Origin of the sequence: Burkholderia aenigmatica (assembly GCF_902499175.1) — a bacterium.
In the GTDB taxonomy this organism is placed as follows: domain Bacteria; phylum Pseudomonadota; class Gammaproteobacteria; order Burkholderiales; family Burkholderiaceae; genus Burkholderia; species Burkholderia aenigmatica.
On record NZ_CABVQC010000001.1, the window covers coordinates 275,358 to 299,176 of the forward strand.

General features: G+C 63.9%; 23 protein-coding genes and 1 pseudogene. 6 read left to right on the plus strand and 18 right to left on the minus strand.

Going from position 1 to position 23,819, the window contains the following annotated elements; all coding sequences use genetic code 11:
- Positions 1–92: 92 nt before the first annotated feature.
- The 11 genes and pseudogenes from BDO18943_RS01250 to BDO18943_RS01300 all read right to left on the minus strand — a co-directional run bounded on the left by BDO18943_RS01250 (position 93) and on the right by BDO18943_RS01300 (position 9,051).
- Positions 93–1,001: a LysR family transcriptional regulator gene (locus tag BDO18943_RS01250; RefSeq protein WP_089454534.1), complete on the minus strand. Its 909-nt coding sequence runs from the start codon at positions 999–1,001 to the stop codon at positions 93–95.
- 124 nt (positions 1,002–1,125) lie between these two features.
- The gene (locus BDO18943_RS01255; RefSeq protein ID WP_175020865.1) at positions 1,126–2,079 is read right to left on the minus strand and encodes a dTDP-4-dehydrorhamnose reductase family protein; all 954 of its coding nucleotides are present in this window, start codon (positions 2,077–2,079) and stop codon (positions 1,126–1,128) included.
- A 103-nt stretch (positions 2,080–2,182) separates the two neighbouring features.
- The gene (locus BDO18943_RS01260; protein ID WP_235995739.1) at positions 2,183–2,680 is read right to left on the minus strand and encodes a hypothetical protein; all 498 of its coding nucleotides are present in this window, start codon (positions 2,678–2,680) and stop codon (positions 2,183–2,185) included.
- 75 nt (positions 2,681–2,755) lie between these two features.
- Positions 2,756–3,250, minus strand: a complete 495-nt coding sequence (locus tag BDO18943_RS01265; RefSeq protein ID WP_175020866.1) for a hypothetical protein — start codon at positions 3,248–3,250, stop codon at positions 2,756–2,758.
- Positions 3,228–3,782: pseudogene (locus BDO18943_RS01270) on the minus strand (type VI secretion system Vgr family protein); the annotation flags it as partial. The pseudogene BDO18943_RS01270 and the gene BDO18943_RS01265, both read right to left, overlap by 23 nt.
- Before the next feature lie 215 nt (positions 3,783–3,997).
- A complete protein-coding gene (locus BDO18943_RS01275) occupies positions 3,998–4,411 on the minus strand; it encodes a DoxX family protein (protein ID WP_175020868.1) in 414 nt (137 codons plus the stop codon).
- 517 nt (positions 4,412–4,928) lie between these two features.
- Positions 4,929–5,744, minus strand: coding sequence for an alpha/beta fold hydrolase (locus tag BDO18943_RS01280; protein ID WP_175020957.1), 816 nt, complete (start codon positions 5,742–5,744; stop codon positions 4,929–4,931).
- A 76-nt stretch (positions 5,745–5,820) separates the two neighbouring features.
- Complete coding sequence (locus BDO18943_RS01285; RefSeq protein WP_175020869.1) at positions 5,821–7,038, minus strand: pyridoxal phosphate-dependent aminotransferase; 1,218 nt, start codon at positions 7,036–7,038, stop codon at positions 5,821–5,823.
- A complete protein-coding gene (locus BDO18943_RS01290) occupies positions 7,035–7,679 on the minus strand; it encodes an RraA family protein (protein ID WP_175020870.1) in 645 nt (214 codons plus the stop codon). The genes BDO18943_RS01285 and BDO18943_RS01290 overlap by 4 nt, the downstream gene beginning before the upstream one ends.
- A gap of 3 nt (positions 7,680–7,682) precedes the next feature.
- The gene (locus BDO18943_RS01295) at positions 7,683–8,363 is read right to left on the minus strand and encodes an RraA family protein (RefSeq protein WP_175020871.1); all 681 of its coding nucleotides are present in this window, start codon (positions 8,361–8,363) and stop codon (positions 7,683–7,685) included.
- 28 nt (positions 8,364–8,391) lie between these two features.
- Positions 8,392–9,051 (minus strand): RraA family protein, encoded by a 660-nt coding sequence (locus tag BDO18943_RS01300; protein WP_175020958.1) that lies wholly within the window; start codon positions 9,049–9,051, stop codon positions 8,392–8,394.
- Between the two features lie 192 nt (positions 9,052–9,243).
- Between BDO18943_RS01300 and BDO18943_RS01305 the strand changes: the two genes are divergently transcribed.
- Positions 9,244–10,158 (plus strand): LysR substrate-binding domain-containing protein, encoded by a 915-nt coding sequence (locus BDO18943_RS01305; RefSeq protein ID WP_175020872.1) that lies wholly within the window; start codon positions 9,244–9,246, stop codon positions 10,156–10,158.
- A 114-nt stretch (positions 10,159–10,272) separates the two neighbouring features.
- On the opposite strand, the gene BDO18943_RS01310 is transcribed toward BDO18943_RS01305, so the two are convergent.
- The 3 genes from BDO18943_RS01310 to BDO18943_RS01320 all read right to left on the minus strand — a co-directional run bounded on the left by BDO18943_RS01310 (position 10,273) and on the right by BDO18943_RS01320 (position 13,005).
- Positions 10,273–11,751 (minus strand): aldehyde dehydrogenase, encoded by a 1,479-nt coding sequence (locus tag BDO18943_RS01310; RefSeq protein WP_175020873.1) that lies wholly within the window; start codon positions 11,749–11,751, stop codon positions 10,273–10,275.
- 124 nt (positions 11,752–11,875) lie between these two features.
- Complete coding sequence (locus tag BDO18943_RS01315; RefSeq protein WP_175020874.1) at positions 11,876–12,469, minus strand: thiamine pyrophosphate-dependent enzyme; 594 nt, start codon at positions 12,467–12,469, stop codon at positions 11,876–11,878.
- Positions 12,466–13,005 carry a phosphonopyruvate decarboxylase gene (locus BDO18943_RS01320; RefSeq protein WP_175020875.1) on the minus strand — a complete coding sequence of 180 codons (540 nt, stop codon included), beginning with the start codon at positions 13,003–13,005 and terminating at the stop codon, positions 12,466–12,468. The genes BDO18943_RS01315 and BDO18943_RS01320 overlap by 4 nt, the downstream gene beginning before the upstream one ends.
- A gap of 96 nt (positions 13,006–13,101) precedes the next feature.
- Between BDO18943_RS01320 and BDO18943_RS01325 the strand changes: the two genes are divergently transcribed.
- Positions 13,102–14,034, plus strand: coding sequence for a LysR family transcriptional regulator (locus BDO18943_RS01325; protein WP_175020876.1), 933 nt, complete (start codon positions 13,102–13,104; stop codon positions 14,032–14,034).
- A gap of 11 nt (positions 14,035–14,045) precedes the next feature.
- Here the strand turns inward: BDO18943_RS01325 and BDO18943_RS01330 are convergent, their stop codons facing one another.
- Positions 14,046–14,996 carry a LysR substrate-binding domain-containing protein gene (locus BDO18943_RS01330; protein ID WP_175020877.1) on the minus strand — a complete coding sequence of 317 codons (951 nt, stop codon included), beginning with the start codon at positions 14,994–14,996 and terminating at the stop codon, positions 14,046–14,048.
- Between the two features lie 151 nt (positions 14,997–15,147).
- Here BDO18943_RS01330 and BDO18943_RS01335 point away from each other — a divergent pair, with 151 nt between their 5' ends.
- The 4 genes from BDO18943_RS01335 to BDO18943_RS01350 all read left to right on the plus strand — a co-directional run bounded on the left by BDO18943_RS01335 (position 15,148) and on the right by BDO18943_RS01350 (position 19,889).
- Positions 15,148–15,984: an FAS1-like dehydratase domain-containing protein gene (locus BDO18943_RS01335; protein ID WP_235995745.1), complete on the plus strand. Its 837-nt coding sequence runs from the start codon at positions 15,148–15,150 to the stop codon at positions 15,982–15,984.
- 28 nt (positions 15,985–16,012) lie between these two features.
- Positions 16,013–17,170, plus strand: a complete 1,158-nt coding sequence (locus tag BDO18943_RS01340; protein ID WP_175020879.1) for an acyl-CoA dehydrogenase family protein — start codon at positions 16,013–16,015, stop codon at positions 17,168–17,170.
- A gap of 15 nt (positions 17,171–17,185) precedes the next feature.
- Positions 17,186–18,364 carry a CaiB/BaiF CoA transferase family protein gene (locus tag BDO18943_RS01345; protein WP_175020880.1) on the plus strand — a complete coding sequence of 393 codons (1,179 nt, stop codon included), beginning with the start codon at positions 17,186–17,188 and terminating at the stop codon, positions 18,362–18,364.
- 202 nt (positions 18,365–18,566) lie between these two features.
- Positions 18,567–19,889, plus strand: coding sequence for an MFS family transporter (locus BDO18943_RS01350; protein WP_175020881.1), 1,323 nt, complete (start codon positions 18,567–18,569; stop codon positions 19,887–19,889).
- A 392-nt stretch (positions 19,890–20,281) separates the two neighbouring features.
- Here the strand turns inward: BDO18943_RS01350 and BDO18943_RS01355 are convergent, their stop codons facing one another.
- Genes BDO18943_RS01355 through BDO18943_RS01365 form a run of 3 tightly spaced genes read right to left on the minus strand, consistent with a single transcriptional unit; the run spans position 20,282 to position 22,880 of the window.
- Positions 20,282–21,121, minus strand: a complete 840-nt coding sequence (locus BDO18943_RS01355; protein ID WP_175020882.1) for an HpcH/HpaI aldolase/citrate lyase family protein — start codon at positions 21,119–21,121, stop codon at positions 20,282–20,284.
- Between the two features lie 45 nt (positions 21,122–21,166).
- Positions 21,167–22,114, minus strand: a complete 948-nt coding sequence (locus BDO18943_RS01360; protein WP_175020883.1) for an electron transfer flavoprotein subunit alpha/FixB family protein — start codon at positions 22,112–22,114, stop codon at positions 21,167–21,169.
- 16 nt (positions 22,115–22,130) lie between these two features.
- Positions 22,131–22,880, minus strand: a complete 750-nt coding sequence (locus BDO18943_RS01365) for an electron transfer flavoprotein subunit beta/FixA family protein (protein WP_175020884.1) — start codon at positions 22,878–22,880, stop codon at positions 22,131–22,133.
- Between the last annotated feature and the right edge of the window lie 939 nt (positions 22,881–23,819).

Below are 23,819 nucleotides of genomic sequence, written 5' to 3' on the forward strand. Positions count from 1 at the left end.
AGCGCGGAGTGTAGGCAACGCGGGGCCAGCGTTCGTGCCGTTTCGGCACGCAATCGTGCCGATCGGCGCGCCGGCGCCGTTGCGCACGGCGGCTATGCCGCGCCGTCGTCGCGTGACGGCGCGGTGCGCCAGATCGCGTCCAGTACCGGGTGCGGGTCGTTCCGGCGCCGGTACAGCGCGATGTCGAAGCCGATCTGCCAGTCGGCGCCGCCGACGATCGCAAGCTCGCCGCGCCGGACATCATCGGCGACGAGCCGCTGCGGCAGCCACGCGAGGCCGAGCCCGCGACGCGCCATCGCGAGGATCGCTTCGTACGAGTCGGCCTGGTACACGGGCCGCAGCGTCGGGCGGTTCGGCATTTCGGCGAGATGCCGCGCGAGCACCGCACGCAGCGTCAGCGTGCGCGCGAACGCGAGCCACGGCACCGGTGCCTGCCCGGCCGGCAGCCGGTAGCGCACGCTGCCGCGCGCATCGAACGCGCTGACCGGCACCAGCACCTCGCGCGCGACGGACAGCCAGTCGAAGCGGTCGCGATCGATCAGCAGCCGCGTATGCGGGCTCGAATAGACGATCAGCATGTCGGCTTCGCCGGCCGTGAGCTGCAGGATCGCTTCCTCCGCGCTGCCGGTCGCCACGGTCGCCGTGAAGAAGCCTGCGCGCGCAACCGTCTCGTCGTACCAGTCGGGGAAGAAGGTGGCCGAGAGCGTGCGGCCGGTCGCGATCCGGAGGTTGTTCTCCAGCACCGGCGCCGCTTCCTGAAGCTGCGTGCGGGCGCCGTGCAGGATGTCGAGCGCGTTCGACGCGGCATCGAGGAAAACGGTGCCGGCCGCCGTCAGTTCGAGCGGCTTCGTGCGCGCGATCAGGCGCGTGCCGACCCATTCCTCGAGCGACCGGATGCGGCGGCCGAACGCCGGATGCGTGACGAAGCGGTTCTCCGCTGCGCGTGTGAAGCTGCGCGTGCGCGCGAGTTCGACGAAGTCTTCGAGCCATTTCAGTTGCATGGCTGGGCTCCTGGGTGGGCGATGAGGTGCTGGCCGGTGCTCGCTCGCGAACTGCATGCGTGGCACGGCCGCCGCCACGGGCAGATGCGGCTCATGCGGCGCGGGCCGCGAGTGGCGCCCGATCCTACAGCACCTGCGGCGCATCGCGCAGCACGGCGCGCAGCGCAATATCGAAAGGCGTCGCGTGATCGATCCCGGCTGCGCGCACGCGCGATGCGTCCAGATGGCAATCGTACGGGCGCGGCGTCGCGTCGGTCGGCTGGTCGGTCCGCTTGAGCGCGGCGTCGATGCCGAGCGCGGCCGCGATCCGCTGCGCAATGTCGTACTTCGTCATCGGCTCCTCGCCCGACCAGTGACGGATGCCCGTGATCGATGCGCCCGCGAGATGCCGCAGCGTGAGATCGCGGATGACGTCCGCGACGTCCGGCGTATAGGTCGGGTAACGGATCGCCCAGGCGTCCATGCCGACCGCGTCGGCACCCGGGCGCGCGGAGGCGACGATCGCCGGCACGAGGCTCGTGACGGCCGACTCGCTCCAGTCGACGATCGGGCCGTAGAGCAGCGGCAGGCGCAGCACGCACGACAGCGGCGACGCGGCGAGCAGTGCCGCCTCGCCCTCCAGCTTCGTGCGGCCGTAGATGTTCAGCGGATTCGGGGCGGCGTCCTCACGGTACGGGGCAGCCTTGCCGTCGAACACGTAGTCGGTGGAGATGCCGAGTGTCCACGCACCATGGCGCGCGGCGAGCGCGCCGATGCGGGCCTGGGCGGTGACGTTGATCGCGCGTGCGCCGGCAGGGTCGCGTTCGCAGACGTCCGGGCGGCGTTCGGCCGCGCAGATGATCACGGCGGCCGGCTGGCGGGTGGCGAAGAGCTGTTCGAGGGCCGGCTCGTCGAGGACGTCGAGTTCGGCGATGTTTTCCGGGGGCAGCGCCAGGCGTTTTGCACCTGCGCTTTGCGGGGTTCGAATGGTCGCGACGAGGTTCAACGACGATTCGCGGGACAGGGACGCGGCAACCGCGCGGCCGAGCAGGCCGGCGGCGCCGATGAGGAGGACAGTCGAGTGCGGCACGGTAGCCATCTATGAAAGGGGAACGGGAATCCCCCAATCTATACAAGAACAGGCAGCCGATGTCGACTCCCCTGCCACGTCGGCAGCCACGCGAGCACGCCCATTGCGCGGTTCAGTGTCCGGCCACCGCACACGGTTCCCCCTGCTGCCCCGGCGTCGCGATGCGGATACCGCCGCCCGCTTGCTCGATCACGCAAAACGACGAGCTGTACACGGGCCCCTCATTCCCCGCCGGGACGATCGAGATGCTGTAGAACTTGTCGAGGTCCAGCGTCCTCGGCGGGGTACGCACGATTGCACCGGCCACGGCCTGACCATAGACGAGACATTCGCCTCGCTGCAGATACACCGGCGGCGCACGCTCCGGTATCTCCAGCGCCCAGTACATCACGACGGGACTGACGGGCCCCGTTTGCCGGCTCACATCGATCCAGCTGATCCGGATCGGCTCCGAGCCGGTATCGTCGCTCATGGGCAGGCAAGCAGCCGGTTTTCCATCGACCTGCCTGACGTCCAGGCGGATCGGGCCATGCGACATGGCGTCCGCACGGGAGACGAACAGGCAGCAGGACAGGCAAGCCATTGCACAGCTTCGCAACACGTTCCTCATGCTTCGACTCCATTCATCGCAGCCTCGACACCACACGAATCAATCAGTCATGCCAACCTGTCCGGCATGCGCCGGTCAGTGATGGGCCGTACAGGGATTCCGGTCGTTCCGCGGCACCGCGATCTGCACGCCGCCACCGGGCCGCTCGAGCGTACAGAACGCCGCACTGTAGACCGGGCCGGCGTCCCCGTCCGGAATGATCGAGATGGTGTAGGTCCGGTTGAGTTCCGGCGGCTTGGGCGGCGTGCGGACGATGGCGCCGTTCACGCTCTGCCCATACACGAGGCACTCGCCACGCTTCAGGTAGACAGGCGTGGCCGCCGCCGGCATCTCGAACCACCAGTAAGTCACATCGGGGCTCGCCGGGCCGGTTGGCCTGGCGACACCGACCGTGCGGATCCGGATGACGGGCTCCGCCCGTTCGTCGTTCACGGGCAGGCACGCGGCAGGGTTCCCGTCGACCTGCCTGATTTCCAGTTCGACGGGCGCCTCCGACGTTGCCATCGCACGCGACAGGCACAACACGCATGCGAGCATACCCAACACGCTACCGCGGAAGATTGTCTGCATTCGCGGGATCCTCCAGCAGCGGCGCAAGGACGTGATCGAGCTCGTCCGGCGTGCCGACGTAGCCACGATGGAAAACGGCGAAAGGCGCCTTCAGCACCTGCACCGCGTAGTAATCCGCGACCAGGTTGCCCTGCTGCTCCATGTTGTAATCGTGAAATACCGCACCGGGCGCAATGGTGTACTTGTATGCGCGCTGTCCGCGAATCGTGACGGTCAGCGCATGCCATCGCATCGCATACCCACGCTGGTACTGCCAGACATGGGTCATCTCGTGCATGAAAAAGCTTCTTTTCCAGATGTGCGGGCCGTTCATTGCCGAGAAGTCGTCGACGTACAGGTCATCAAGGAAATACATCTTCCCGTTCGGCGTGACGACGGTGTGCTTGCTTTGCAGGTTGAACCAGAAGTAGCTCCCTTTGTGCACCCGCACCTTGTCGTAGTCGATGCCGTCCTTGAAGACCGTCCAGGCCATTTCAATTTCGCCCGCGGTCAACACCCGCTCATGGGCTTCAACCTTCACCGCCTTCTCCGATTCTCTCTATTGAAACTGGCTCGTCTGCCACCCTTGAAAACGAAACGCAATGCGCAAGCACGGCGCGAACCGCGCCGCTGCGCACGCGCCATCATGTCCGGAACCTGTTCGTTTGGCAACGCAGTGCCCGCGCCGCCAGCCCCGCCAATAAAAACAAAGCCCGGTGCACTTTCGTGCACCGGGCCTGCGAACCCGAACGGACACGCCGCGCCGACTTACTTACGGTCGAGCGAATAGCGCCCCGGCCCGGACAGCGCGAGCAACAGCAGCCCGCCCATGATGCTCACGTTCTTGTAGAAGTTGATCATCGCCATGTATTGATCCATCCCCTGCAGCGCCCAGTAGCGATGGCCGATCAGCGCGGTCGCGAGCGTATAGGCAGCGAACGCCAGTGCCAGCGGACGCGTATAGAAGCCGACCGCGATCAGCAGGCCGCCGACCAGCTCGACCGCCACCGCAATTGCGGCCGCCAGCTCAGGCGCCGGGTTCCCCGTCGACGCCATGTACGCGACCGTGCCCGAGAAGCCGCTCAGCTTCTGCCAGCCGAACAGCACGAACAGGATCATCAACAACACGCGAGCCGCCAGCAGCAGCTCGTCCTTCTTCGACTCCAGCGAAACGTAACGCATAGCAATCACCCTTGAATTGACGGTTTGATGCATCCGGTGCCGATACGCGCCGAATCGGCGCGCCAGGTTGGCAACGAACTACTCCTCGCACAATCGGACAGCAAGCCGGCTGGCCCGCCGCCGAAGAGTCCGTCTGGTCGCGCCGTTCCTGGCACGCTCCGGATCGGTTCTGGCGAAGCACGGGTGCAGTCTACTGTCTCCCCACGAATCATCAATCCGTCAAAACATGATTCGCTGTCACATTTCAGTGGACAATAGAAGACAACCCGCCGGTAGACAACGCCGGCGGGGTATCGCGAACGAAATCTGAACTGGAGCCAATTAGCCTGCCCTCGCTTTCTTCAAGCAAAGCGCCTTGTTCCGGGCGGTATCGGCGTTTTCCGGTCAACGGAAACTGGACCCTTCTTCGTCCGCCATATCCTTGTATTCATTCGACGTGGCCAGCTCAGTCCGGCCTCGACCACATGTCACAGTTTCCGGTAACGACGCGCGTTCTCCGACTCGCCGGGCAGCCCGATCACGCAACGCTGATCGAGCGCTGATGAAACGCCGCGATTGCCGCCCACATCAGCACCGGATTCGAATACATCGGAAAATGTCCGCAATCCGGGATTTCGGCCAGTTCGACGCCCTGCTCCTGGATGTGATTCAGGTAGGAGAGCGATGCATTCTGCTCGCCGTACATGAACATCCTCGGCAACGGCAGGCCGAGGAACTTCGTCATCAGGTCGCCGTTGTCCGACAGGTCGACCATCGACCGGAAGATCCCGCCGACGGCTTCGGCCCGAACCTTGTGGCGCAGACTCGCCGAATAAAGCGCACTCGCATAGGCAGGGGCATGCAGCGTCCGTTCGATGAAGTCGTTGAAGAAACGTTGAGCATCGCCCCGCGGATGGTCGACGATCTGGCGGCTGAGAAAGCAGTCTTCCGGAGCGATGTTTCCTTCGATATCGACGAAGCTCAGCACACGTTCCGGCTGCTGGTGTGCGAGCATCAACGCGGTCAACCCGCCCATCGAATGCCCGATCAGATGGAAGCGATCGAAACCGATATGGTCGAGCACGGCCCGCGCCGTTTTCACCAGAAACGGGATACCGATTTGCGACAGGTCGGCACAACGGGTTTCGCCGCAGCCCGGTGCGTCATAAGCGACGAACGGATGCCCGTCGAATGCGACGTGGCGCACGATATCGGCATAGTCCTCTTTCGTGGAACCGAAGCCGTGCAGGAACACGATCGGCGCTTTGTCGCCGTCGCGATGAATGGCCGAGACGTCCAGCGCCGTGCCGTCGACGTTGAACCGGAACTGCGACCGGATAAATTCACGAGTCATCGAAATCACCTTGTCCGAATATCCCTGCAACGCAGCCTCGATTCCTTGACGGCAACCGAGCCCCCCCCGGCGACGGTCAATCCGCCAGCGTCCCGCAGAAGTCCTGAATGGCCGTGCAAGCGCGCGCCAGGGACGCGTCGTCGAGCGCATAGGCGATGCGAATGTAAGGCCCAAGACCGAACGCACTGCCGTGCACGGTCGCGACGCCAGCCTCGTCGAGCAAAGCGTTGACCACCGCCTCGTCGCCGTCCAGATGGATCCCTGCACGCGTCGTCTTGCCGATCAGGCCTTCACACGACGCGAACGCGTAAAACGCGCCTTGCGGTACCGCGCAGTGCAGGCCGGACGCCTGGTTGAGCTGATCGACGACCCGGTCACGCCGGCGCTGGAATGCAACACGCGAGCGCTGGATGAAGTCTTGCGGCCCCTTCAATGCGGCGAGCGCCGCATGCTGCGAGATCGTCGATGCGCCCGACGTTTGCTGCCCCTGCAGCTTCTCCATCGCTTCGATCAACCAGCCGGGCCCCGTGCCGAAACCGATGCGCCAGCCGGTCATCGCATACGCTTTGGATACGCCGTTCATCGTCAGCACGCGCTCGCGCAGCCGTGGCTCGACCTGGGCGAGCGTGAAGAATTCGATGCCGTCGAAAATCAGATGCTCGTAGATGTCGTCGGACAGCACCAGCACCTGCGGGTGCGCCAGCAACACCTCGGCCAGCGCCTGCAGTTCCGCACGACTGTAGACCGCGCCGGTCGGGTTCGACGGCGAATTCAGAATCAGCCAGCGTGTGCGCGGCGTGATCGCCGTGTGCAACGCTGGCGCCGTCAACTTGAAACCGCTGCCTGCCCCGCACGGAACGATCACGGACTGCGCGCCGCAAAGTTGCACGATTTCGGGGTAGCTGACCCAATACGGCGCCGGCACGACCACCTCGTCACCTTCATTGAGCGTGGCCGCCAATGCATTGAAGATCACCTGCTTGCCGCCGCTGCACACCAGCGTATCGCGCCAGTCGACGTCCAGGCCGTTCTCGCGCTGGAACTTCGCGGCAATCGCCTCGCGCAGCGCACGCAAGCCCGCGACTTGCGTGTAGCGCGTATGACCCGCCCGGATCGCCGCGATGCCGGCTTCGCGAACGTGTTCCGGCGTATCGAAATCCGGCTCCCCGGCGCTCAGCGAGATCACCGCCGCACCGCTGGCACGTCGCGCGGCCACGCGATCCATCACCTTGTAGGTCGCCGACGGGCGCGCTGCGGCCAGGAAGCGATTCAGACCTTCTGCCGGCGCGGTCATTGCGCTGCCCTCCAGCGCGTGAGCCCCATCAGTTCCAGCGTGCTGCGGCCTTCACGCAACGCCTCCATCATCTTCGCTTCCTTGTCCGCACGGGCCTGCCCCTGTGCCAGCGTCTCGCCGACGCGGGCCGCCGGGATCACGAGGACACCGTCATCGTCCGCAACGACCAGATCCCCGGTCGTCACCGGCGTGCCCGCGAAGCTGATCGGTTGACCGACCGACGGCGCGCTGGCCTTGATCGTGCCGCGCATGCAGATGCCGCGGGTGAACACGGGAAAGCGCCGGGCGGTCAGGGCCGCGATGTCGCGCACGCCGCCGTCGATGACCAGACCGACGATGCCGGCAGCTTCGGCCGCCACGGTCAGCACTTCACCCCAGTAGCCCGACACGAAGCCGCCGGTCGATACGACGAGCACGCTGCCGCGCGGCACCTGCTCCATCGCAATGTGGATCGACAGGTTGTCGCCCGGCGAACATTCGAGCGGATACGCCGGGCCGGCAATCGACGCACCCGGCCATAACGTGCGAATCGCGGGATCGACCGAACTGGTCGCGAGACCGGACGCTTCGTACAGCGTCGAGGTGCCGAGCTTGCACGCTTGCGCCAGCAGCAGCGCGTCGTAGGAAGGAACGGTGGTCATGGCTCAACCCTTGGTTTGCAGCTGGTGATAGCCGAGTGCGGCGCGCGCGTCACCCAACGACTTGCCTTCCGCGATCTGCTCGCGAATCCGCGACTCGACTTCCTCGATCTTGCGGGCGATCTCCGCCACCTCCCGGGCGCGGCCGCGCGGCACGACGACGACGCCGTTCGCATCCGCCACCACGATGTCGCGCGAAGCAACGCGGACGGTTCCAATCCCCACCGTGGCGTTCACCGATTCGACCTGCACGCGGTCCTTGCCGGTCCGCATGAAGCGCCCCGCCGTGAACAGCGGATAGTTGTCGCCGAGCGCCTTGCTCACGTCCCGGCAGACGCCGTCGATCACCGTGCCCGCGATACCGCGCAGCCCCGCATACTGGGTCATGATGTCGCCCCAGACCGTGCAATCGGTGCGGCCGTCGTTGTCGATCACGACCACGTCGCCCTCCGCGACGTCATCGATGAAGTCGCCAACGGTGCCCGGCGGATTGCCGGCCGGCACGTACTTGACCGTGAATGCCGGCCCCACGACGACCTGCGTGTAGTTCGCCAGCGGCATGATGCCCAGCGACTGCCCGTGCAGGCCCAGCTTGTCCATGGCGTCGGAGACACCGGGGGTGTCCAGCCCGGCGAACGACGCGACCAGTTCCCGGTCTTCGGCGCTTGCCCTGTTCGGATTCGTCATACGGGAAAACTCCAGAAATGATGTCGGGTTAGCGGGCCGCGATGGCCTCGAATTCCTTGTCGTGCATGACCTCGGCAACGGAGCGGCCGGCGCGCACGGCGGCCACCATGCCGTCCTGGCGACGCGCGATGCGCTCGCCGAGATCCAGGACCGCCTCGATGCGCGCGGCCGGCACGAACACCGTGCCGCAGCGATCGGCAATGACGTAGTCGCCCTCGTGCACGGTGACGCCCGCGATCCGGACCGGCTTGCCCGAGTCGATCTGAACCACGCGATTGCGCGCGCTGATCATCGTCACGCCGCGGCCATAGACCGGGTAGCCGATCGACTCACTGCCGTCGATGTCGCGGCTCAGGCCGTCGATGACCGACCCGCGGATCTGCTTTGCCGTCGCGGCGTTGGCCAGGATGTCGCCCCAGCACGAGATGCCGTCGGCGCCGCCGGCGATCACCAGCACGCGGTCGTTCGTGGTCACCGCGTCGATGACGGGCGAGATCAGATGCACGGTGGGCCTGGCATCGGTTTTCGGACCGAGCTGAATCGTGCTCGCGCGGCCAACGATCTTCGGGCAATCCCACAGCGGGCGCAGCCCGTAGGTCGCGCCCGGCAGATCGAGAAAATCGAGCGCATCGGAAACGGTGTTGGTGTCGAGCGCGGCGAGGCGGTCGAGGATGGAGGTCGGGGTCATCGCGTCGGGTTCCGTTGACAGATGCCGCCATCGTCGCGTCGCCGCATTGATATGTAAATTTCGTATTTCGTAGCTCGCTGATACTATTTTCGGAACAGCGAAAAACGAGGTTGCGGGGCCAGTTGAGTGGAAAATGAGCCCCTTCAACGCATCGTGTAGATCGCCGGGCATTTCGGACGGAGGCAAACTTGCATGAGCAGTACGATCGATTTCAGGCTGATCAGGCAGCTGTGGATGTTCCTGGCGGTCGCAGAAGAACAGCACTTCGGGCGAGCGGCGAAGCGCCTGAACATGTCGCAGCCGCCCTTGACCGAGCAGATCAAGGTGCTCGAGCATTCGTTGAAGCTCCAGCTCTTTTATCGATCCCGTCAAGGCACGCACCTCAGCCCTGCAGGCGCGGCCATCCTGCCCGCCGTGCAGCAGTTCGTCAGCCAGGTCGAACGACTGGAACGCGTCGTCCGGGAAGTCGCCGCGGGGCAGTCCGGCGTACTCCATGTCGGCGCGATCACCTCCGCGATGCTCGAAACGGTGCCGCCATTGCTGGACGCACTCAAACAGATGCACCCGAACCTGACTGTATTGGTCAAGGAGATCGACAGCGCCGACGCCATCCCCGCACTCGAAGTGGGGGAACTGGATCTGGCATTCGTTCGGGTCGACGGGGCGGTAGGTAACGGAATCGCTACGATGCCATTGGCAGAAGACCGGCTGGCCGTGGCGCTTCCGGCCGATCATCCGTTAGCGTCTTTGCCGAGCGTCCGACTGCGCGCACTCGCAGAGGAACAGCTGGTGATGTCGTCTCGTCAGGTCAGTCCGGTCTACTTCGACATGTTGACCTCTGTTTGCCGCTCGCACGGGCTGACGCCGCGGGTCATGCACGAAGTGCGTTCGGTCACGTCGCAGATCGCCTATGTCGGGTGTGGTCAGGGCGTTGCGCTCGTCCCCGCATCGATGCGAAAGCTGGCGCCAGAGAATGTCGTCGTCCGCCCGTTGAAGGAGAAAGTGAAGGTTGTCACTGCGGCACTGCTCTGGAACACGCGCCGCCATCATCCGATGGTCGACGAAGCGGTGGCGTGGCTGAAGGAGCGGATGAGTCGATCACGATGAACATGGCAGCGGGCGATCGGCCGTCTCTGTACCCCGTGACCATGAAATGTACCGGCGGCATACGGGAACATGCGACTCGGTGGGCGCGCAAGCAAGCGCGCCCACTTCGGTTGACTAGCGCAGCACGAACGGATTGCCGGTCGACGCGCCCGTGTTGATCCACACGCTTTTCGTCTGCAGGTATTCGCTTACGGCGTCGATGCCGTTCTCACGGCCCAACCCGGAATCCTTGTACCCGCCGAACGGGGACATGTAGCTGACCGCGCGATAGGTATTCACCCAGACCGTGCCCGATTCGATGCGCTCCGCCATCCGGAATGCGCGGCCGATGTCGCTCGTCCATACGCCGGCGCCGAGGCCGAAACGCACATCGTTCGCGATCTCGACTGCTTCGTCCTCCGTATCGAAGCGGATCACGGAGAGCACGGGACCGAATACCTCTTCCTGCGCGATCCGCATATCGTTGCTGACACCGGCGAAGATCGTCGGCTCGACGAACCAGCCGTCGCCGCACTCGGCGCGTGTCGCGGCCTGCCCGCCGAGCGCAAGCCTGGCGCCTTCGCGCCGTGCAACGTCGATATAGTGGAGTACCTTGTCGTATTGCGGGCGCGTCGTGATCGGCCCGACCTGCGTGCCCGCATCCATCGGATTGCCCATGCGCGCGGTACGCGCGAGCGCGACCACGCGCTCGACCACCTCGTCATGCACCTTCGACTGCACGAGCAGCCGCGATCCGGCGATACAGGTCTGCCCCGTCGCCGCGAAAATTCCGGATACCGCGCCATTGACCGCGTCGTCGAGATTCGCATCGTCGAATACGATGTTCGGCGACTTTCCGCCGAGCTCGAGGCTCACGTGCTTGAAATCGCGAGCGGCCTGCTCGTTGATCCGGCGCCCGGTCGAATCCGCACCGGTAAACGTGACCTTGCGCACGAGCGGATGCGATACGAGTGCGCTGCCGACTTCGTTGCCGAAGCCGGTCACGACGTTCACGACACCACGCGGGAATCCGACCTCGTGCAGCAGTTCGACGAATTCGAGCGTCGAGGCCGACGTGAATTCCGACGGCTTGACGACCGCCGTGCACCCGGCAGCGAGCGCGGGCGCGAGCTTCCATGCCAGCAGCATCAGCGGCGAGTTCCAGGGCGTGATGATCGCGACGACACCGAGCGGTTCGCGCCGCGTGAAATTGAAGTAGCCCTTCTTGTCGAGCGGTATCACGTCGCCCTGGATCTTGTCCGCCAGCCCGCCGTAGTAGCGGTACCACTGCGGCAAGTATTGGAGTTGCGCATGCATCTCCGCATACAGCTTGCCATTGTCGCGCACCTCGACTTCGGCAAGACGGGCCGCGTCGCTGGCCAGGCGATCGGCGAACCGGCAGAGCAACTGCCCACGCGCGCTGGCGGACAAGCCTCGCCACGCGCCGGCAACGAACGCACGATGCGCGGCCCGCACCGCGAGATCGGCGTCGGCTTCGTTGCCGCGTGCGATTTCGGCCCACGGCTGGCCGGTGAACGGGTTGTCGCTGTTGAACCACTGACCGCTTGCGGGCTCGCGCCGCTCGCCGTCGACAAAATGAAAGTAGCGTTGCATGACCGGCTCGCTGATGTCGATGATCGCGTTCCGTGCCGGCGCACGATCAAGCCGTGCAACCGCGCGCGGAACAAAAAAGCGTGCGCCGGATACCCGCGCATCCGGCGCACGCGGAGGACGTGCGTCAGAACGGCGCGAATCCGAGACCTTCGCGGAAGCGGTTCTTGATATATACGCCGTCCCTGGGCGGAAGCGCGCGCGGCGGTTCGTCCGCGCGGATGTGAACCTGCGCGAACACCGGGCCGCTCCCCACCTTCACGCGCTCGACGATGTGGGTGACGTCACGTTCGTCACGAATCGCGAACGAATCGGCCAGGCCAAAACCTTTCGCGACCGCGACGAGATCCGTGCCGAGGCTCGAATGGCTTTGCTGCATGCCGGTCTCGCCGTAGTGCCCGTTGTCGAGTACGACGATCGTGAGGTTCTTCGGTTGCTTCGCGCCGATCGTGCCGAGCACGCCGATTCCCATCAGCTGTTCGCCGTCGCCGGTGACGACGACGACCTGCCTTTCCGGTTGCGCGAGCGCGAGGCCGAGGCCCAGCGCGGCGGCCCCGCCCATCGCCCCCCACAAATAGAAGTTGCCGACGCGATCGCCAGCGGCGAATACGTCATAGGACGCCGATCCGAGGCCCGTCACGACCAGTGCGTCCGGTACACCGGTCAGCAGGCTCGCGACGAACGCGCGCCGCTCGATCGTCTTCGTGTTCTGCCCGCTCATTGCTGTCTCTCCCATTTCTTGCGACCGATGAGGCTTTGCGACAGCAGGACCGCGACTTGCTCGCCCGCTTCGAACGCGGCATCGAAGCCCGCACTGACGATTTCCTCGACATCCTCGGGGCGATCGGCGCGCAACACCGTGATTCCCATCAGCTCGAGCGCAGCCTGGGTCGCCTTCCCCATCGGCCCTTGCCACGGGTTGAACTCCGCATACTCGCCACGCATCGTCACGAGCGTGAAGAATGGAAAGTTGCAGCTGCGCAGCAGCGAAAACATGTTCACGCAGTTGCCGACACCGCTGCTCTGCATCAGCAACACCGCACGCTGCCCGCCGAGCCACGCCCCGCTCGTCAGTGCGACGCCCTCTTCCTCGGTCGTCAGGGCGATCGCCTCGATCTCGTCGTCGGCAATCGCCCGACGAATCACCTGCGTATGTCCCGCATCCGGTACGTAAGCGATTTGCCGGGTACCGCCGGCCTTCAGGACAGAAAATATGGACTCCTGCCAGACCGGCGTTTGTCCCGCTGCAGCGCTCATGTGACGTGCTCCTTCATGAAGTGGTTTCAGGCATAATAAAATGCGATTACACCCATCAAGAAATAGAGATTTCTGATTGAAGGATCACGAATCGGCATGGACCTCAAGCAACTGCGTGCGCTGCTGGCCGTCGCTGAAACGGGCAGCGTCACACGTGCGGCCGACGTGCTGCACATCGTTCAACCTGCCGTCTCCCGGCAACTGAAGCTGCTCGAGGAAGACGTCGGGATGTCGCTCTTCGAGCGAGGCAGATATGGGATGGAACTGACGGAGTCGGGCGAGATCCTCGCCGAGCACGCCAGGCGCGCGCTGCTCGAACTCGACCGGGCACGCGCCGAAATCCAGCCGTCCGACGCCAGGATTTCCGGCATCGTGACGATCGGGCTGTTGCCGAGCACGTCGGATCTGCTCGCCGGATCGCTCCTGAGCGAAGTCAAGGATCGCTACCCTGCCGTGAACCTGCGGATTACCGTGGGCTATGCCGGACATATGCGCGACTGGCTCGAATCGGGCGAAGTCGACGCGGCGCTGCTTTACAACCCGAAAGCCACGCCGACCGTTCAGGTTCAACCGTTGCTCAGCGAGAGTCTGTGCGTCGTCGGCCCGCCATCGTCGCGGCTGTCAGCCAAACGCCCTGTCGCGCTTGCCGACCTCACATCGTGGCCGATGATCCTGCCGAGTGCGCCGCATGGCATACGCAACCTGCTGGAGCAGGCGTGCCCCGGTACCGGGATGAAGCTCAACGTGGTCGTCGAAACGAATGCGATGAGCGTGCAGAAAAGCCTGGTCGCGGGTGGGCATGGCTTCACGATCCTGCCGAGCATCGCCGTCACCGAAGATGTCGCGCGCAAGCAACTTCGTGCGGCGCCGCTCACCGATCAGGCACTGCAGCGAACGATCGTGCTTGCGCTGCCGAATACGCGCCGGATCGCGACGGCCGTGCGCGCGGTCTCGTCGATCCTGGTGCTCGAAATGAAGCGCGCCGTCGAGCGCGGCGACTGGCCGGCCGCACACTGGCTTGCCGACTGACCCCGCCGGGCTCACGCGGGCGATGCGTCGGCCGCGCGCAACGTAATGCCGGTCCACGCGCCGCTGGCGGCCAGTTCCTGCACCAGTTCGACGATCGTCTGACGCACCGCGAGGGCGGCCGAATTCACCGGCGACGTATTCGACCAGCACAGGCTGGCCGGACGCCGGATCTCCGGATCGACGATACGGCGCATCTTCGGGCGACCTGACGGGTCACGCAGCGCAACCGCCGACGCAGGCAGAATCGTGCATGCAGCCCCCGACTGCGCAAGCGACAACAAGGTGGGCAGCGAATCGATATCCGCGATGATGTTGAGCGGGACTTCCTCGCGTGCGAAGGTACGCTCGAGCAACAAGCGCAGACCATTGGGCGCGCCTGGCGCGACAAGCGGCACGCCGGCAAGCGCAGCGAGACTGCAGGTGCGTGAACGCGACGCTATGGCGCCACCCGGCTCGCCGAGCAGGCACAGCATTTCGTCGAAGAGCGGCAAGGCGGTAATCCCGGTCGTGTTCGACTCCCGGAACAGGATCGCGAGATCGAGCCGTCCGTTCGCCAGCAATTCGTTGATGAAACCGCTCATGCTCTCGACGTACTGCAGCCGAATGCCGGGATACCGCGCACGCACGCGTTCGAACACCGGTACCGCCAGAATCGACGTCATCGTCGTCGGGAAACCGACCGCGACCGTGCCCGATTCGCTGCCCGCCCCCTCCTTCACTTCCTGGCGCAACTGCTCCATTTGTCTGAGCACGAGATGCGCGTGCCGGTAAAGTGCCTGCCCCGCGGCCGTCGGCTTGACGCCCTGAGGGCTGCGAACCAGCAGCGCGACGCCAAGATCGTCTTCGAGTTTCGCAATCTGCTGGCTGAGCGACGGCTGCGCAACATAGAGCTTTTCCGCCGCTTTCCCGAGGCTGCCGTATTCGACGATGCTGACAAAGTAACGAAGCTGGCGGATGTCCATGATGGTTCGAATCGGGTCGACAGGTCATAGGATACCCCTATGACCGGTACATTCAAACGGTATTTCCGCCGGACAGGCGCTTCCAATACAGTCGTCGTCATCCCACTTCGAACAGCCGGGTCACCCGGCGATGGAGACGACATTGAACGCAATGCAGCCCGGCGTCGGCCATGACGGCACCCTGATCGCCGCGGACGTGATCGCTCTCGATCGCGCCACGGCCTTCGCAGCCACACTCGATCTTGACCGGCACCCCGTAGCCGGCGACGCGCTGCCGCCGCTCTGGCACTGGCTCTACTTCTGGTCGGTTGCTCGGCAGTCCGAACTCGGCCACGATGGACATCCGCTCAAGGGCGGCTTTCTCCCCGATCTCGGCCTGCCGCGCCGCATGTGGGCGGGCGGGCGCGTCGTATTCGAAAACCCGCTGCCGATCGGCGAGACCGCCGTGCGCACGTCGCGCGTGCTGTCCGTCGAACACAAGGAAGGACGCAGCGGTTCGCTCGGCTTCGTGACGGTCGAGCACCTGATCGAAAGCGGCGGCACCGTCGCGATCCGCGAAGAACACGACATCGTCTATCGCGGCGCGGTAGAACCCGGTGCGGCGGTGCCGGCACCGAAGGCCGCGCCGGACGGCGCACAGTGGCAGCGCGACGTCACACCGGACGAAGTCCAGCTCTTCCGCTATTCGGCATTGACGTTCAACGGCCACCGGATCCACTACGACCGCACTTACGCACGAGAAATCGAAGGTTACCCGGACCTCGTCGTGCACGGACCGCTGATCTCGACCCTGTTGCTGGATCTCGTCCCGCGCGCGCTCCCAGGCTCAACCGTTCGCGAATATGCGTACCGCGCGGTGCGGCCGACGTTCCTCGGCAACACGTTCAGCGTATGCGGTCGCGTCGCCGAGGACGGCAAAACGATCGACCTGTGGGCCAAGGACCACGACGGCTGGCTGACGATGTCCGCCCGCGCGACCCTTGCCTGACTCCCCCGTATTGACCAAGAGACACCCCATGACCCATGCCGACGCCTATCAGGACATTCGCGAAGCCGTTCGCGATCTCTGCGGCCAGTTTTCCGCCGAATATTTCCGCAAGATCGATGAAGAACGCGGCTATCCGGAAGCGTTCGTCGATGCGCTGACGAAAGCCGGCTGGCTTGCCGCGCTGATTCCGCAGGAATATGGCGGCTCGGGCCTCGGACTCACCGAGGCGTCGATCATCATGGAGGAGATCAATCGTGCAGGCGGCAACTCGGGGGCTTGCCACGGCCAGATGTACAACATGGGCACGCTGCTGCGCCACGGCTCCGCCGAGCAGAAGCAGCAGTATCTGCCGAAGATCGCGAGCGGCGAGCTGCGCCTGCAGTCGATGGGCGTCACCGAGCCGACGACGGGCACCGACACGACGAAAATCAAGACGACCGCGGTACGCAAGGGCGACCGGTACGTGATCAACGGTCAGAAGGTATGGATCTCGCGTATCCAGCATTCCGACCTGATGATCCTGCTCGCGCGCACGACGCCGCTGTCCGACGTCAAAAAGAAATCGGAAGGCATGTCGATCTTCATCGTCGATCTCCATCACGCGATCGGCAACGGGATGACGGTCCGCCCGATTCCGAACATGGTCAACCACGAGACGAACGAGCTGTTCTTCGACAACCTCGAGATTCCCGCGGAGAACCTGATCGGCGAGGAAGGCCAGGGCTTCAAGTACATCCTCGATGGCCTGAACGCAGAGCGCACGCTGATCGCGGCCGAGTGTATCGGTGACGGCTACTGGTTCGTCGACAAGGTCTCGCAGTATGTGAAGGATCGCGTCGTGTTCGGCCGGCCGATCGGCCAGAACCAGGGCGTGCAGTTCCCGATCGCCCGCTCCTTCATCAACGTCGAAGCGGCCAGCCTGATGCGTTTCGAGGCTGCGCGGCGATTCGATGCGCACCAGCCGTGCGGCGCGCAGGCGAACATGGCGAAGCTGCTCGCGGCAGATGCGTCATGGGAAGCAGCGAACGCCTGCCTGCAATTCCACGGCGGTTTCGGCTTCGCGAGCGAATACGACGTCGAGCGCAAGTTCCGCGAGACGCGCCTGTATCAGGTCGCCCCGATCTCGACGAACCTGATCCTGTCGTATGTCGCCGAGCATATCCTCGGCCTGCCGCGTTCGTTCTGACGGGGAGCGTCGGTCATGCGCCCACTGGAAGGCATCAAGGTCGTCACGTTCGAACACGCGATCGCGGCACCGTTCTGCACGCGCCAGCTTGCGGATCTCGGCGCGCGCATCATCAAGGTCGAACGGCCCGGCGTAGGCGATTTCGCGCGCAACTACGACGAGCGCGTGTCGGGGCTCGCGTCGCACTTCGTGTGGACCAATCGCTCGAAGGAAAGCATCACGCTCGACGTGAAGCAGCCCGCGGCGATCGAGGTCGTGCACAGGCTGCTCGCCGATGCCGACGTGTTCGTGCAGAATCTCGCGCCCGGCGCAACCCAGCGGCTGGGGCTCGACTACGAAACGCTGCGCGATCGATATCCGAGGCTGATCGTCTGCGACATCTCGGGTTACGGGCTCGATGGTCCGTTCCGTGACAAGAAGGCGTATGACCTGCTGATTCAGAGCGAGTCAGGCTTCCTGAGCATCACCGGCTCCGACGGCGAACCGGCGAAAGCCGGCTGCTCGATCGCCGATATCGCCGCCGGCATGTACGGCTATACGAACATCCTCGCGGCACTCATCGAACGCGGGCGGACCGGCAAAGGCCGCCACATCGACGTGTCGATGCTCGAAAGCATGGTCGAGTGGATGAGCTATCCGCTCTACTACGCGATCGACGGCCAGACCGCACCGCGCCAGACCGGCGCGTCGCACGCGACGATCTTCCCTTATGGCCCGTTCAAGGCCGGCGATGGCAAGACCGTCATGCTCGGCTTGCAGAACGAGCGTGAATGGAAAAGCTTCTGCGAGATCGTGCTTCGACAGCCGGAAGTGACGACGGACGAGCGATTCATCTCGAACAGCCGTCGCGTCGCGAATCGCGACGCACTCATGGCCGTCATCGTTCGTGCTTTCTCGCCCCTGACGGCCGCCGACGTGATCGACCGGCTTGAGCAGGCCGGTATCGCGAACGCCCGCATGAACGATATGCAGGCCGTCTGGGAGCATACCCAGCTCATCGCACGAAACCGCTGGACCACGGTCGGCACGCCGGCGGGCGACATCCCCGCCCTCTGTCCACCAGGACTCGACCTCGCAGACGAGCCGCGCATGGATCCCGTTCCCGCGCTTGGCCAGCATACCGATGCCGTCCTGCGTGAGCTCGGCTACGACGACTACCAGATTGGCGCGCTGCGCGAAGCCGGCGCGGTCTGAGCAAGCCCCCCTGCATCGATCGGCGCATCTCTTAGCACTACTACAACAAAAATCCGCACCCTTCATCGGGTGAACGGCATTTCATTCAAGAGCTGCACATGGGATCGGGGCCAGCGCTAACGCGCCGGCTCCGATCGACCACGAAGCATGGAATCAGAGTATGCGCTGATGCGCTGCCTCTGATCGACCCTGGAGACAACGCATGCCCGTCACGACCGTGGCCGATTCGGCCAATCCACTCCCCTCCGACGCGATTTCCGCTCGCAAGCCTGCTTTGAAAGCCATCCTCGTGGCTTGCTCAGGCAATGTGGTCGAGTGGTTCGACTTCTTCGCCTACGCGTTCACGGCGCTGTATTTCGCGCCGGCGTTCTTTCCCGCCGGCGATCCGACATCGCAGTTGCTGAATACCGCCGGCATTTTCGCAGCCGGGTTCCTGATGCGACCCGTGGGCGGCTGGCTCTTTGGCCGGATCGCAGACCGGCGGGGGCGAAGGAAATCGATGGTCATCTCGGTGCTCATGATGTGCTTCGGTTCGCTCATGATCGCCGTGTTGCCGACCTATGCGCAGATCGGCGCGTGGTCATCCCTGCTGCTGTTGCTCGCCCGTCTGCTTCAAGGCCTGTCCGTCGGCGGAGAATACGGAACCAGCGCGACCTATCTGAGCGAAGTCGCCACGCCCGGGCGCCGGGGGTTCTATGGCTCCTTCCACTACGCGACGATCATTGCAGGTCAGTTGCTTGCGGTGCTCGTCGTCGCGATTCTTCAGTCGCTGCTGACAACGGAGGAACTCCGCCACTGGGGCTGGCGGGTCCCGTTTGCGCTCGGCGCCGTTGGCGCAGTCGTCGCGATGGTCGTGCGGCGTGCCATGCACGAATCCAGCTCCAGCACGCATCGCGCCCATCCGCTCGCCGGCACGATTCGAGGCATGCTGCAGCATCCCAGGGAGTTGCTGATGGTGCTGGGTTTTACAGGGGGCGGCTCGCTGCTGTTTTACACGACCACCTCGTACATGCAGAAATACATGGTCAACACGGCTCATATGAACCCGAAGATGGCCAGCAGCGTCATGACTGGCGCACTCTTCATCTTCATGTGCGTGCAGCCGCTGTTCGGCATGTTGTCCGACCGCATTGGCCGCCGACCGCAGATGATTGCATTCAGCCTGTTCTTCATCGGTGCGACGGTCCCGCTGATGACCGTCATCGGCACGAATGCGGATCCGTGGAAGGCGTTCGGGCTGGTTCTGGTGAGCCTGCTCGGCATGAGCCTGTACACGTCCATCAGCGGGCTGCTCAAGGCAGAATTGTTCCCGGCAGGTGTTCGTGCGATGGGCGTGGGCCTGCCCTATGCCATCGCCAACGCCGCGTTCGGCGGAACAGCCGAGTATGTCGCGCTGTGGTTGAAATCACGTGGCATCGAGTCCACGTTCTTCTGGTACGTGAGCGCCATGAGCGTCGTGCTGCTGATTTGCTCGATGTGTCTCCGACGCGCGGGTGAGGCGACGCACCTCGACGAGCGAAAGTAGCGGCCAGAAGCCCGCGCCACGCGCGCGTCGCCGAGCATCGGGAAGGTCGGGTCGTCGCGTTGCAGCAATATCGCGGCGGCACGGTCATCGATGTACTGCGCGCAGTCTCGCGATCGTGATTCCGATCGTTGGCAAACCCCTCGTCTTTCGTCATGAGTGGGTTTGTCTCTTCCGCTTCACATGTTCGGGTAGTTCGGGCCGCCGCGGGCGATCGCGACGTCGAAGTCCATCGATTCGCGCGGGCCATGATGTGGCGCAGCGTGTACTGGTGACACGCGAGTCATGCGGCGTTCCGTCCGTGTTTCAGGTTTCAAGCAGGTGTCGATACGACCTGCTCGATGGTCTACCCCGGATCAACCGCTCGAATCGAGCGCTGCTCGCCGGGAACCGGTTCAGACAGCCACCGTCATCCTGCGGTGCGACGCAAATGCGAGGACCTTCTGCGCACGCAACAAAACCGGACGGTCGACCATCTTTCCATCCACCGTCGTTGCGGCACCGTCTGCACGAGACACCGCATCGACCACGCGAGTCGCCCACTCGACATCGCGGGCGCTCGGGCAGTAACACGCGTGTACGGCCGCGATCTGCCCGGGATGGATACAGAGCTTCGCGCCGAAGCCGTGACGCTTGCCGTTCTGCGTATCCGCCACGAGCCGCTCCGTATCGTGGATATCAGGCGTGACACCGTCTACCGGCTGCTCAATCCCGGCGACACGCGACACAAGGGCAAGCTGAGTCCGGTACGGATTCAACGCCTCGCAATCGTCATCGGTTCCCATCTCCGCGATGAAGTCGAGCGTGCCGAACATCAAGCGCTTCACATAAGGCGCTTTTGCGATGTCCATCGCCGACCACATTCCTCTTGCCGTTTCAATGAGAGGAAAAACCGGGATCTTGCGTTTCGCGTTCGATACGACTTCGACGATATCGTCGAGCCCCTCCGTTTTGGGAATGACGACACCCGCGATACCTTCAAGCCCGACGAGTTTTGCATCCTGCTCGAACCAGGGCGTACCACGTCCGTTGATTCTCACGAGAACCGGCTGGTCGCGCGATACCCATGCCCTCACGGTTTCCCGGGCGCTGACCTTGGCTGCGGGCTCCACGGCATCCTCGAGATCGATGATGACCGCGTCGGCGCCACTCGCAAGCGCGCTCGCAAAACGCTCCGGCCGATTACCCGGAACAAAAAGATATGACTGGGCGGAGAAGGCAACTTCGGATGACATGGCAATCTTCTGTAAAGGGGACGAACAGGAGGCAGGACTCGCCGATCACTGCAATGCTTCGCGTAACGCCGGCACGAGGGTGAACAGATCGCCGACGAGGCCGTAGTCGGCCACGCTGAAGATCGGCGCTTCCGGATCCTTGTTGATCGCGACGATCACCTTCGAATCCTTCATGCCCGCCAGATGCTGGATCGCACCCGAGATGCCGACCGCGATGTACAGCTGCGGTGCGACGATCTTGCCGGTCTGGCCGACCTGGTAGTCGTTCGGCACGTAGCCCGCGTCGACTGCCGCGCGCGATGCGCCCAGGGCTGCCGACAGCTTGTCTGCCAGCGGCTCCAGTACCAACGCGAAGTTCTCGCCGCTGCCCAGACCGCGGCCGCCCGACACGATGATCTTCGCGCTCGTCAGTTCCGGACGGTCCAGCTTCGTCACTTCACGGCTCACGAATTGCGACTTGCCAGCGTCGGCTGCCGCTTCGATCTTCTCGACCGTCGCGCTGCCGCCTTCCGCTGCCACCGGATCGAAACCCGTCGCGCGCACCGTGATCACCTTGATCGGGTCGCTCGACTGCACCGTCGCGATCGCGTTACCCGCGTAGATCGGGCGCTCGAACGTGTCGGCCGAATCGACCGCCGTGATGTCCGAGATCTGCGCGACGTCCAGCTTCGCGGCGATACGCGGCGCGATGTTCTTGCCGTAGGCCGTCGCCGGCGCGAGGATGTGCGAGTAGTCCTTCGCGATGTTCAGCGCGGTCGCTTCGACGTTTTCCGCGAGGCCCGCTTCGAGTTGCGGCGCGTCGGCCAGGAGTACCTTCGACACACCTGCAATCTTCGCCGCTGCGTCGGCTGTCGCTTGTGCGTTGTGGCCCGCGACCAGCACGTGGATGTCGCCACCGACGAATTTGCCAACCTCGGCTGCCGCCGCCATCGTGTTCAGCGTCGCGCCCTTGATCGACGCGTTGTCGTGTTCTGCAATCACCAGAATCGTCATTTCTTTCCGCTCCCTCTTACAGCACCTTGGCTTCGGTCTTCAGCTTCTCGACCAGCGTCTTCACGTCCGGCACCTTCACGCCGGCTGCGCGCTTCGGCGGCTCGACCACCTTCAGCGTCTTCAGACGCGGCGCAACGTCCACGCCCAGGTCTTCCGGCTTCACGGTTTCCAGCGGCTTCTTCTTCGCCTTCATGATATTCGGCAGCGTCACGTAGCGCGGCTCGTTCAGGCGCAGGTCGGTCGTGATCACCGCCGGCAGCGTCAGCGACAGCGTTTCCGCGCCGCCGTCGACTTCGCGTGCGACCGTTGCCTTACCGTCGGCCACCGTGACCTTCGACGCGAACGTCGCTTGCGGCAGGCTTGCCAGCGCAGCCAGCATCTGGCCCGTCTGGTTCGAATCGTCGTCGATCGCCTGCTTGCCCAGGATCACCAGTTGCGGCTGTTCCTTGTCGACCAGCGCCTTCAGGATCTTCGCGACGGCCAGCGGCTCGACGCTGTCGGTCGACTCGACCAGGATCGCGCGATCCGCGCCGATCGCCAGCGCCGTGCGCAGCGTTTCCTGCGCTTGCGCGACGCCCACCGACACCGCGATCACTTCGGTCGCCACGCCCGCTTCCTTCAGGCGCACCGCTTCTTCAACCGCGATTTCGTCGAACGGGTTCATCGACATCTTCACGTTCGCAATGTCGACACCCGTGTTGTCCGACTTCACGCGGACCTTCACGTTGTAGTCGACGACACGTTTGACTGCCACCAGAATTCGCACCTGCTATCTCCTCGGTCGCCCGTACGATGTGCCACCTGCCGCAACAGACACGCTCACGCTTTGGGCTTGATTGAATGCGCTGATTGAAATGGCATTTGAACCCGTCGCCGAGGGTTGCGCAAATATTCGATCGCACTGCCGGCCATAGGATGAACCTATGTCGAGCGCTCACTTCGAACCGACCCGGCGGGCATCCCCGGGGCACTGAGTGATCGTCCGACCAGTACCGCGAGCAATGCACGTTCGTGCCACTCGATCCGGTGCATCCCCTCGATGAATTGCGCGCGACGGTCATTCGAATCAGTGACATACCGGCCAATCCACGTCACGGAGTCGACGATCTCCGTAACCACCGCAAACTGCGCAGTCGCCGGCGCCAGGCGGCCAAGTTCCCATTCGCCCGCCTGTTTGGTCGAAAGCCGGTGATGCGGCAACGCTGTCGCACGTGGTGACAGCCACGAGATAACCGATCGCTACTGCGATCTCTATTAAGACGACGTAACGAGTCTGCGGACATTCCCTTCAACTACAGTGCGCGCATATGTCTATGAATTTCTCCGGAGCTCTTGTAGTCGCCTAAATTCTGACCCGGGTAAATTCTGGAACAACCATGACAACGCTAATGGAGGTACTCGTTTCCTCATCGAGTGAGATTTTCCAATTTTCTTCGCAGGCCCATGCCGAGCCGCCAAGCCTCGAGGTCTCGATTTTCGGCAGGGGCACCGTCTGTCGGCACCATGTTTAGCGAGGCAAGCTAAAAAATTTCATCAAATATTCACGCCATCTGCAAGTTTTAAATGTCGGCAAAAATCCTTGAGAAAATACAATCAAAATGATGTTTTTCCTGCCAAAAGACGCCAATTTTTATCTCGAATCACCCCACCCATCGCCAATCCGCATTTTTCTCAACAATCATTACAAAAAATTACCAAGTAATAC

Excerpts from the sequence above, each read along its gene's own strand:
- BDO18943_RS01290 (WP_175020870.1), bottom strand. The coding sequence starts at position 7,679 with ATGACCACCGTTCCTTCCTACGACGCGCTGCTGCTGGCGCAAGCGTGC.
- BDO18943_RS01280 (WP_175020957.1), bottom strand. The coding sequence starts at position 5,744 with ATGACTCGTGAATTTATCCGGTCGCAGTTCCGGTTCAACGTCGACGGC.
- BDO18943_RS01320 (WP_175020875.1), bottom strand. The coding sequence starts at position 13,005 with ATGAGCGCTGCAGCGGGACAAACGCCGGTCTGGCAGGAGTCCATATTT.
- BDO18943_RS01255 (WP_175020865.1), bottom strand. The coding sequence starts at position 2,079 with ATGGCTACCGTGCCGCACTCGACTGTCCTCCTCATCGGCGCCGCCGGC.
- BDO18943_RS01330 (WP_175020877.1), bottom strand. The coding sequence starts at position 14,996 with ATGGACATCCGCCAGCTTCGTTACTTTGTCAGCATCGTCGAATACGGC.
- BDO18943_RS01315 (WP_175020874.1), bottom strand. The coding sequence starts at position 12,469 with ATGAGCGGGCAGAACACGAAGACGATCGAGCGGCGCGCGTTCGTCGCG.
- BDO18943_RS01325 (WP_175020876.1), top strand. The coding sequence starts at position 13,102 with ATGGACCTCAAGCAACTGCGTGCGCTGCTGGCCGTCGCTGAAACGGGC.
- BDO18943_RS01300 (WP_175020958.1), bottom strand. The coding sequence starts at position 9,051 with ATGACCCCGACCTCCATCCTCGACCGCCTCGCCGCGCTCGACACCAAC.
- BDO18943_RS01250 (WP_089454534.1), bottom strand. The coding sequence starts at position 1,001 with ATGCAACTGAAATGGCTCGAAGACTTCGTCGAACTCGCGCGCACGCGC.
- BDO18943_RS01355 (WP_175020882.1), bottom strand. The coding sequence starts at position 21,121 with ATGTCATCCGAAGTTGCCTTCTCCGCCCAGTCATATCTTTTTGTTCCG.
- BDO18943_RS01360 (WP_175020883.1), bottom strand. The coding sequence starts at position 22,114 with ATGACGATTCTGGTGATTGCAGAACACGACAACGCGTCGATCAAGGGC.
- BDO18943_RS01260 (WP_235995739.1), bottom strand. The coding sequence starts at position 2,680 with ATGAGGAACGTGTTGCGAAGCTGTGCAATGGCTTGCCTGTCCTGCTGC.
- BDO18943_RS01275 (WP_175020868.1), bottom strand. The coding sequence starts at position 4,411 with ATGCGTTACGTTTCGCTGGAGTCGAAGAAGGACGAGCTGCTGCTGGCG.
- BDO18943_RS01310 (WP_175020873.1), bottom strand. The coding sequence starts at position 11,751 with ATGCAACGCTACTTTCATTTTGTCGACGGCGAGCGGCGCGAGCCCGCA.
- BDO18943_RS01305 (WP_175020872.1), top strand. The coding sequence starts at position 9,244 with ATGAGCAGTACGATCGATTTCAGGCTGATCAGGCAGCTGTGGATGTTC.
- BDO18943_RS01340 (WP_175020879.1), top strand. The coding sequence starts at position 16,013 with ATGACCCATGCCGACGCCTATCAGGACATTCGCGAAGCCGTTCGCGAT.
- BDO18943_RS01335 (WP_235995745.1), top strand. The coding sequence starts at position 15,148 with ATGCAGCCCGGCGTCGGCCATGACGGCACCCTGATCGCCGCGGACGTG.
- BDO18943_RS01350 (WP_175020881.1), top strand. The coding sequence starts at position 18,567 with ATGCCCGTCACGACCGTGGCCGATTCGGCCAATCCACTCCCCTCCGAC.
- BDO18943_RS01285 (WP_175020869.1), bottom strand. The coding sequence starts at position 7,038 with ATGACCGCGCCGGCAGAAGGTCTGAATCGCTTCCTGGCCGCAGCGCGC.
- BDO18943_RS01345 (WP_175020880.1), top strand. The coding sequence starts at position 17,186 with ATGCGCCCACTGGAAGGCATCAAGGTCGTCACGTTCGAACACGCGATC.
- BDO18943_RS01295 (WP_175020871.1), bottom strand. The coding sequence starts at position 8,363 with ATGACGAATCCGAACAGGGCAAGCGCCGAAGACCGGGAACTGGTCGCG.
- BDO18943_RS01265 (WP_175020866.1), bottom strand. The coding sequence starts at position 3,250 with ATGCAGACAATCTTCCGCGGTAGCGTGTTGGGTATGCTCGCATGCGTG.